The sequence below is a fragment of the Thalassospira sp. UBA848 genome (assembly GCF_002295455.1).
Classification (GTDB): Bacteria; Pseudomonadota; Alphaproteobacteria; order Rhodospirillales; family Thalassospiraceae; genus Thalassospira.
The window spans coordinates 89,014-98,364 of record NZ_DBGS01000032.1 but is presented as its reverse complement, the minus strand read 5'-3'; the positions used below and the strand labels follow the sequence as shown (position 1 = coordinate 98,364).

At 48.5% G+C, this 9,351-nt stretch carries 8 protein-coding genes; 3 read left to right on the top strand and 5 right to left on the bottom strand.

Annotated elements, in window-relative coordinates:
- Window positions 1-215 precede the first annotated feature (215 nt).
- The 3 genes from B2R48_RS03875 (at window position 216) to wecB (ending at window position 3,563) form a co-directional block, all read left to right on the top strand.
- The gene (locus tag B2R48_RS03875; RefSeq protein WP_296998021.1) at window positions 216-1,091 is read left to right on the top strand and encodes a LysR substrate-binding domain-containing protein; all 876 of its coding nucleotides are present in this window, start codon (window positions 216-218) and stop codon (window positions 1,089-1,091) included.
- Between the two features lie 132 nt (window positions 1,092-1,223).
- The gene (locus B2R48_RS03870; RefSeq protein ID WP_213473490.1) at window positions 1,224-2,408 is read left to right on the top strand and encodes a glycosyltransferase family 4 protein; all 1,185 of its coding nucleotides are present in this window, start codon (window positions 1,224-1,226) and stop codon (window positions 2,406-2,408) included.
- A complete protein-coding gene (wecB, locus tag B2R48_RS03865) occupies window positions 2,409-3,563 on the top strand; it encodes a non-hydrolyzing UDP-N-acetylglucosamine 2-epimerase (RefSeq protein ID WP_296998017.1) in 1,155 nt (384 codons plus the stop codon). It begins immediately after the preceding gene.
- On the opposite strand, the gene B2R48_RS03860 is transcribed toward wecB, so the two are convergent.
- From B2R48_RS03860 to B2R48_RS03840, 5 genes are read right to left on the bottom strand one after another with little or no spacing between them, the layout of a single operon-like run.
- Entirely contained in the window at window positions 3,532-5,013 is a 1,482-nt protein-coding gene (locus B2R48_RS03860) for a lipopolysaccharide biosynthesis protein (protein ID WP_296998014.1), read from the bottom strand. The two genes, wecB and B2R48_RS03860, sit on opposite strands and share 32 nt — an antisense overlap.
- Window positions 5,010-5,759 carry a class I SAM-dependent methyltransferase gene (locus tag B2R48_RS03855; protein WP_296998012.1) on the bottom strand — a complete coding sequence of 250 codons (750 nt, stop codon included), beginning with the start codon at window positions 5,757-5,759 and terminating at the stop codon, window positions 5,010-5,012. Before B2R48_RS03855 ends, B2R48_RS03860 begins: the two co-directional genes overlap by 4 nt.
- Window positions 5,756-6,826 (bottom strand): GNAT family N-acetyltransferase, encoded by a 1,071-nt coding sequence (locus tag B2R48_RS03850; protein WP_296998009.1) that lies wholly within the window; start codon window positions 6,824-6,826, stop codon window positions 5,756-5,758. The genes B2R48_RS03855 and B2R48_RS03850 overlap by 4 nt, the downstream gene beginning before the upstream one ends.
- The gene (locus B2R48_RS03845; protein WP_296998007.1) at window positions 6,819-8,126 is read right to left on the bottom strand and encodes an O-antigen ligase family protein; all 1,308 of its coding nucleotides are present in this window, start codon (window positions 8,124-8,126) and stop codon (window positions 6,819-6,821) included. Before B2R48_RS03845 ends, B2R48_RS03850 begins: the two co-directional genes overlap by 8 nt.
- On the bottom strand, window positions 8,116-9,351 hold the full coding sequence (locus tag B2R48_RS03840; protein WP_296998004.1) for a hypothetical protein: 1,236 nt from the start codon (window positions 9,349-9,351) through the stop codon (window positions 8,116-8,118). The genes B2R48_RS03845 and B2R48_RS03840 overlap by 11 nt, the downstream gene beginning before the upstream one ends.

Sequence of the window (9,351 nt, the reverse complement as noted above, 5' to 3'; positions counted from 1 at the left end):
GCTTTCGGCGGGGCGACCTGAACTTCTTCGATCGACAGCGGTTTGCCCGCTTCCCAGGCGATGGCGGCTTTGCAGGTGATGGTTTCGGCGGTCATTACGCGTCTCCGATAGATTAAATGAACTGTAGCCAGTGTATTTATTTCATCCAGAATGATAATCCGCTATTTTGGTAATTCACTTTTACGCATGTGTAATAATCAAGATGGGGTCGGGCAATGAATGCCTGGGACGGGATCAGCGAATTTATCGCCGTGGCCGAACGGCAAAACTTTACCCATGCTGCCAGGCAGCTCGGTATCTCGGTCGCCCAGGTCAGCCGACAGGTCACAGCGCTTGAAGAAAAGCTCGGCACACAATTGTTTTACCGCACCACGCGCAAGGTCAGCGTGACCGAGGCCGGGCAGATTTACTATCAGCATTGCCGGCAGTTGTTGGACGGGCTGGATGAGGCAGAGCGCGCGATTGGCAACCTGACGGAACTGCCGCGCGGCAAGCTGAAACTCACCGCGCCGACGACCTATGGCGAGACGGTGATTGCGCCGTTGGTCAATGATTTCGTCACCCGCTATCCCGACCTCGAAGTGCAATGCCGCTTTACCAACCAGAAGCTTGATCTGGTGCTTGAAGGCTATGACATGGCGATCCGCCTTGGCCGGTTGGAAGGTACCACGGGCAGTCTGATGACCCAGCAGCTTTCAACGCGCCGCCTGTATGCCTGTGCCGCGCCCAGCTACATCGCCAAACGCGGGGAGCCCTATTCGCTTTCGGAGCTGCACCACCATAATTGTCTGGTCGGCACGCTCGATTACTGGCGCTTTGAAGAAGATGGCCGCGAACGCACCGTGCGCATTCATGGCTCCATCCACGCCAATAGCGGCCAGGCGCTGCTCGATGCGGCGCGCAAGGGCATCGGCATCGTGCAATTGCCCGACTATTACGTCGATCCCTGGATTGCCAGTGGCGACCTTGTGCCGGTCCTGACCAAATACCAACCATCCGATGAAGGCATCTGGGCGATCTATCCGACCAACCGACACCTCAGCCCGAAGATACGGATGCTGGTGGAGCATTTGGGAAGGTATTTGGGGTAAATGCTCGTGTTGCTTGCTTGATAAGCAGGCGAGCTCAGGTCAATATGTCTCCTAGCCTACTAGGAGATTTGAGCGAAAAGATTCTCGCAGTTTCTTGTTAATTTCAAATATCCCCTTATTCGAGTTCATGTTTTGACGAATACTTTGATTGTTGTCGTTGCAGCCAGAATATCTGAGTGGATCCAGAAGGGGGAGATTTCGTCCGGATACTTCAATCCTGACGACAGGTTCAAAAAAATACTGGTGGTATCTTTGCTGCCCGATCAGCCCGATAATGCAGCTGTTGGTGTGTTGTGTGGGACGCGAGAAGTTTCGTTCATATCATTAAACTTGCTGACGGCTTCTGGTTTGGTCTGTTCAGCCGGCTTTTCGCCTTGGTTCGTTGAAAGGTTGATCCAACGATCACTGCTTCCGCTTTTGCCCAGAGGTGAGAGCTTTGTAGTGCGCTCGTATGGTGACAGTTTTGCGGGAATGGTTGCTGCAATACTGGGGAAAGTGTTGGGCTGTCGCTCGATCGCAAGCATACACACAACTCATACACATATCCCGGATGGTGAACCAATATCACTCAAAGGCAGGCTGCTTGGATGGCTCGAAAACAAGAGCAGAACGTTTGCACACGAGCATATCGACGCTTTGGCACCTGTATACAGCCCGATTATGGCAGCTATTCCCAAGAAATATCATGGCAAAACGTATGTAATTGCAAACGCCGTGGCAATTGGGCCAGACAACATCAAATCTGACTACGGCAGATCAGGGGCGCTGAAAATCATTTCTGTTGGCCGCCTGGTCGTTGGTAAAAGTGTGATGCCCTTGTTGGAGGCGCTCAAGGATCTCGGGGGTTGGGAGCTTACGATCATCGGAGATGGACCATGTCGCGAGGAGATCAGAAATTGGCTCAGGCGTCAGGGTAAAGAGTCTCAGGTCCGGCTTATTCCTACAATGCGAAACGTTGAACTGGTGAGCTTTCTTCAACAGTTCGATGTTTTTGCTACTCACACGGCTTACGCTGAGATACCGAAGACGGTAATTGAAGCGGGCTTGGTCGGGTTGCCGATTGTTTTGAACGAACCTTCATCATTTTTTGCTCATGAATACAAAGGTGCGCCAGTTTGTTGGGTGAAAGGTGATGTGACAAGCTACCGAGAAGCTTTTCGAAAGCTTGGTTCAGATTCTGTTGACCTGCAAGAATTAGGAACTACAACAAGAAGTCACTTTGAAACGGTGTTCAGTCCTGATTCTTCTGGAAAAAAGATGGCTGACCTAATATCGCGGACCCCAAATGAAAACTTGCGTCCGTGGAACAAGGATTGAATGTTTGTGACTCACAGCCCGACAAAACAGATTGCAGTCGTAGCGGGAACGCGACCGGAATTTATCAAGATGGCCCCCGTTATTAGGGCGCTGAGATCCTTGGCAGGTGAGAACGCTGTTAAAGTTTACTCAACTGGACAGCACCGTAGTTTGATGGATCAGGCTATTCATAGCTTGCACCTCAAGGTCGACGTTGATTTCGACCTCATGACACATGCTCAGCCCGCTGCAGAAATTCAACGACGGGTAATTTCTGCACTAGACCGCGAGTTTAAGGCCAGAAGGCCAGACGTCGTTATCGTTCAAGGAGATACAGTTTCTGCGTTTGGCGGGGCGATGGCCGGTTTCCTTAACAATATCCCTGTTGCGCATGTTGAGGCAGGTCTTAGAAGTCACGATATCGGCAATCCCTGGCCGGAAGAGGGATTGCGGCAGATGATCGCTCGCATCGCCTCGGTGCACTTTGCTCCCACCGAGATTGCAAAGAACAATCTGATCAGCGAGGGAATTACAGAGGAGCGTATCCTCATTGTCGGAAATCCTGGTATCGACAGTCTGGTGGCTACCCAAGCCGAAAAAGCCGAAACATCAGTTCATCATGATAGCTACGACTTCGAAAGTGGTCGGCCGTTCGCCCTGATAACCATGCATCGCCGCGAAGCGTTGCATGGGGCACTGGATGTGTTCTGCGAGAATCTCAAGCACATCATTAGTGAGCACATGGAACTTGATTTTGTTTGGCCATTGCATCCTAATCCCGTGGTCCGGGAGATCGTCGAGCGGCATTTTATGACGGTTCCAAAGAACCTGCATTTTGTAGCACCGTTGCCCTATGACGAGATGGCTAAGGTTTTGCCTAAAACACGTATCGTCATAAGTGATTCAGGCGGCATGCAAGAAGAAGCCCCCTATTGTGGTGTTCCGATAATCGTCATGCGGGATGTTACGGAGCGACCTGAAATCATTGATCTTGGGCTGGGCAAGCTTGCGGGCGCGAATGGATGTTCACTCGTGTCAGATTTCAAAACCTTGATCACGGGCGGTATTGATGAGGCGGCCGTTGAAAAGTGGCGAGACATTCAGGGGCGGGGCTTTGCCGCGGTCAAGATTTCTGAGGCTCTCCTCAAATACTTGAATGGCGACCAGCTAACTTGAGCAGATATCGTCCTGTTCCGTATAGTGACAGGAATATCAGGGCGGGTATCACAATCTGGCCTATTGTCGACGTGCTGTAGGACAAGTAGTGCACACCTGCGTAAGTGATAGATACTGAAATTGCGTTGACCACGCAGAGAAGTGCAAGGTGCTTGGTGTGCCAGACTGCGCCGCCGAAACCATTGCGGTTTGCGCTGATGGCGTAGAATAGTCCCAGACCCAACTTTCCAGAGAGCATTCCGAAAGTAACACCGATCAATCCCCACTCTGGTGCAAAATGCCAAGCCACTGCAAACCCTGCGAGTGAACACGTAACCGTTGCAGTCATTAATCGCTTACCGGACGAGATGGTGACCAAATAGTACTCCCAGCCAGTCGTAATCTGCGAAGTGATGATGGCGCAACCAGCGATCAGAACCACTACTGTCATGTTCTCCGCTGGGCTATTTAGCAACAGCGATATAGCGGGATTGGCTGTAAGAACTACAAGTGCGAGTACTGGAAAAGCCAACTCTGCAAACAACATTGTATAATGTTTGATTGCGTCTTGGCATGCCTTCAAGTTTTGGTTTTTGATATGTTTGGCGACTGTCGGAAACAGCATCCACCAAACTGGAGCCCCCAATGCTGCAATGACTGACAACATCATAATGCCAGCTCCATAATGGGCGACTGCTTCAGCCCCTAGAAAGCGACCAACAATGAGTCTGTCGCCCAAGTTCGCTGCCCACTCTGCGAGGCCAGCCAGCATGAATGGTAAGCCGCCAAGCACGGTTTTAAGGGAAAGAGGTGTTGATCTCTGTTTGTCATTGCCCTGCAGGCGCAAAAACACGGGGCAAAGAACAAATCCAATAATAACCAGCTTTGAAATGGCAATCGATAGGAGCGCTGTTTCGAGCGAAAGTTCGTAAAGCCAGAGTACTCCACCCAGGCCAGCCATATGGAGCCCGAAACTGGCAATCTGAACGTACAACGATGCGCGGGCCTTTATCTGGGCCCGCAAATATTCCCCGACCAATGCTTCTGTTGCGAAGATCCAAGCCAGCACCGGGATGGTCCAGACAAGCCAGCTACTGTCTTCAAACATCGACAAAGCAAAATAGCTCACGATGTTATCTGCGAGTAGGCCAAGAACAGTCGCCAATAGTACGCAGAGCGTACTGATAATTCCTATGGAGATCGCCAGTAACTGTGGGGCTTTGGTGTCATTTCGCTGACCGGCCAGTTGCCTGATTACCGTGAAGCCCAAGCCAGCAGAAACCAGTGGAACGAAAGCAAAAGACAGACTCATGATCTGCAAATAGCCACCAAATACACTGGCACCTAATGACCACGATAACAAAGGTGTGATAATAAACGCACTGGAGCGCACAGCGCCCTCGGCAATGAAACGAATGCCAAGGTCACTTTTGAAGAACTGAACGAGGCTTCTGACTGTTTTGCCTCTCAAAGGCGATTGTCCTTCCTAAGAACAATGTATTCACGGTTTGCAAGGAGTGGAACTTTACCTGTGATTCTGCCGTCAAGATCAGGTGACTGTCCAGCAGCGTGTATAAACTCACGTAATTTGGTTCTACTTTCAACACGCGGAAGAAACAAAAGTTGACTGAGAAACCCTGTGGCGACTTTTTCCTCCAAGTGACACTTTAAGCCGCGAAATAATGTGTTTGTCCGCTTGAATGAGAGCGGATATATGCCGGGAAAGCCATGCTTTTTGTAATGGCGGCGCCAATAAATCCATCCAAGGTTCCAAGGGCGTGCTATGTCCAGAATTACGTATCCGCCAGGTCTTACGATCCGGACAAGTTCCGAGATTGCCTTTTCCTGATCAGGCATAAGCAACAGGGTAGCAAAGCAATACGACATATCTACCGAATTGCTTGAGATTGGAAGTTGTTGTGCTCTTGAAACGACCGGTCGGGGGCGTTGCTTTTGTGGTAAAGCTCGAAATTCATCTCTCTTTCGCATCTGCAGAAGCATGCTGGGGCTTAAATCCACACAAGTCACCTCACGTCGAAGCCCGGCAAGGTCCACGGCGTGTCTGCCGTTAGCGCCGCCAACATCAACCACTGTATTGCCAGGCTGGGAGTACTTCTCGATCAGTTGCCACTTGAGAGCTTGTGGGTAGTCCTGCCCTATGTCCGTCTCGTAGCTTGATGCGCGGAGATCAAAGTGCATTTGCTCCTTGGATGTCATTTGTCGTTCCTGCTGCCGCGCAACTCTTTGGTGATCTTCATAAGGCATTCAGTTATCGGCCGATGAACTATTTGTCCCCTGTAGTAGGGGTATAAAGATCCACCGAAAGATCTTTTGAAATCATTCAGTCCTTTTAGCTTCCCTTGTGATGCCCCTGGGAAGGCCTCACCGGACTCGAAGAACTGAATTCCAATCGATTTCATGTAACAAAGTGCTTCCCATATTCCAAAATCATTTGCGCACAGTTTCAGGGCAGCATCACTTCCGGCAGTGGTCCAGTATAACGCGCAGTTTTTGTATATAAGAAAATTGTGAATTGAAAGGACTTCTTCGCCTTTTGAGACCACGCAGGCCTTGCACATGCCAGCATTCGAGACTTGTGAGTAAATGACTTCAAAGTATTTGCGTGGATGAGGTCGAATACCGTTTCGCTGGCAGGTTTGTAAATGCAACTCGTAGTATTTTTCCAGTAGCGTCAAGTCCGGTGTAACAACTTGGGTGGTCAGCATATTCCGTTGAGCTTTTTTTATCTGCTTGCGGCAACGGTGCTCTATTGTCATCCAGAGTTCTTCTTCGTTGCACTTCGCGATGTCGAGGATCCACGACTGTGTGGAGGTGTCTGAACTCCCGAAGTGGCATAAGGGATTTGGCTCAGGGCCCGTGACCTGAAGAAGTTTGGGTGCCAGCGGTGGGCAGGAGATATCCGTTCGCCGCACGCCATGTTGCTGTGCTAACCGATGAATCTCCTGACAAACTGAATCTTTTATTCTTTCAAATGTCCGACGAGGCAACTGTGATGAAATAGCTGGCCCACCAGTGCTCTCCAGATGCGGTCCAAATGCAGCAGCAATACCTTTTGGCCGTACGAGTACGAGCGGTACTAGTGCAACTAGATCACCAGGATCGTCGGACGAGGTGACGGCGAAACTAAGATCGGTTGTTCGGTGCCAGGTATCACGGGCTTCAAGTAATTCCCATCGATGCCAAGCCCAAGCGCGATCAATCACGTCGCTCGCGTGATTCCATTTGCTTTGCAAGACTGATTGGCGTGTCAGTACATTAAACATTATTTAAGGCCGTGTCTTTTGAGGTGCGCCCCATAGCTGACCAAGTACCAAGTAGAAAGAAGAAAATTAGATGAATGTAATGAAAGCGCATAACACTTAAATCAAATGCCTCGGCAAAAAAAAGTCCAAACAAAATGGCAGCGATAATATCGCGTTCATGTGCTGTATTGTTGTTTGCGTCTCGCCTGGATTTCGTAGCAAATATTGGTAAAAGCCAGATTGCCAGTAAAAAAGTTATGCCTAGTATACCGGTTTCAAGGGCCGTATTGATAAATACCGAATGGACCGCGAGAGTGTCCGCATTGTCGGGAAAAAGGTACTCTGCACCCACACCAAAGCCAACACCAAGTGGCCAATTCTCCAAAAAGCCTAGCCAAGCTTGCGACATCAAATGTGCCCGGTCTCTTAGCTGGAAGAGCTCTTGATTGCCCAATGAGTTGTAATGACTGGTTAGTTCGGTTGATCCTTCAGAGGAGACTGTAAAAAATAGAAATGAAAACAGTCCTGTAATCATTGCCGCGCATGTAACGCGCCTCATAACCGTATTGTTGACGGTGTAGTAAATGAAACTTGCTGTAAATAGTAGTAATCCCATGCGGGACAGCGATAGAAATAGTCCTATAATAAAGAGAGTTTGAAGGGTATATTTGATCTTTTTCCCTGAGATAAACAAAGAAGATAGGGCAAATGATATTGCAGACATTAACCCCAAGCCATTTGGGTTGGGGAAAATCCCTGCATAACGTTGTATGTAATATGTTGAGCCGTCATAAATGTACGCGCGATGAGCAATGGTTTGTTGTATTTCCAATCCAAAGATATTGATTGCTACAAGCTCATAGGGTTGTTGATTGATAAAGTTGAAGTCGATAGCGGCTGCGACCAAACTGTATAGCACCGATATAGCGGTTACTGTGGTTATGCCGGTTGAAACCCCTAAAAGAAGCTTCTTTGGGTTGATTGTGCAATTAGCAATTAGAAAAGTAATCAGCGCTACGCTGAAAATCATTGTCAGCCTTTTTGCGCTTGTTAGAGTATCCGCCGTGTTTAATATTGAAAGTGAGCTCGCTACAAATAAGCCAAAAATTAGCAGTAAACCTTTTGATATTTTAAGGTTTGAGAATATTTTCTTATGTTCTTTTGCGAAAAAAAACAAAATTATTGATATTATAAATAGATACTGCGTGTACCCATTAAATGACAAGTCGATTGATTGCGTCGATATTTGGCAAAATGCAACTATCGCTGCTATTGAAGCTGAGGTGCCAGATAAAAATATCTTGCGTTCATCAGCGTTCATTGTGAAGTCCGTCTATGGTTCTCTGAATCAAAGATCGAAATTTAGTGCCTACAGCCGCGGCTGAGAAACCCGATGTGCTATTGAGTTCAGGGTTGCCTTTGTGGCTTCTTGAGAGTGCGCTTTCCATGGCTTTGCAAATGGAATCAAGGCAATCAATATCTGCAACAATATCACCCCTTCCCTCAGTAATGTTTTTTACAGTTCCGGGGCGACAAATAGACAGAATAGGCTTGCCACTGCCAAAATAGTCGATGATTTTGGACGGTAGGTAAAAACTCTCTTGATTATCGGTGCTGTCGATAACAATCAAAAGGTCAGAATCCTGCATCAAGGATAATGCTCTCTTGTGAGAGATTTGGCCACCATAGGTAATTTTTCGGTCCTCATGAGCGTGGTTGAAATCTGTTAAATTCCCATATTTCTCATGGTTGGAGCCGAATATTTCAATGGTTAGGTTCGTATTCTTGGGGATTTTGATCTTGCTGAGCGATTGCAGCAGGATGTCAGGTTGTCGATTGCCGTAGAATGATCCGAATATTCGCCAAGTGCATTCATGCGGAATCTGGCTCGCTTTTGATGCTTGAGAACTGTCTTCATACAGATCTGGATCAAAACAGTGGGGAACGACGCTCGACTTGAGTGAGGCCTGACCTTTGTCGTTGGTCATGTGCTTGAGCAGGCCCTCAGTTGGAAATACCAGATGATCAGCATGTTTTATGACCTTTTGCTCTTGTTTACGACTGAAATAAGAGAACAGAGGTACGTGAGCTTGATGATCTGCTTCTGACCATGGATCCGAGAAGCAGGCAATCCATGGCAGTTCCGGCATCATTGCTTTGATCTTAAGTCCAACTAGATGTGCCGAGTGATATTGAGAGCGTGTCACAAGAAGGTCGTATTTTTCGGTCAACAGTCTTAGAGCGTGTTTGCGAACACTATGGTTAGCTAAAATCCAACGATCTGGGCGCAACGGTAGGCGTGGCAAACGGCATAGCCACTTGATCAGTTGGGGCGGAGAAACCTTGATGACATCACCGTTAATGTCGGATCCGTACTCACCCATTTCGGTGTCGCAAAAGTCACTGACCAGCCCATCTTCCAGTGTCAGAACATCAATTTTGCAATCAGGAATATTGCGCAGAAGTTTTGCGCTTACGAACGCTTCCGGGCTGGCTGTGGGTGGATAGCAATATCCAATCACAAGAATTCGCGGGACGTGAGTCAT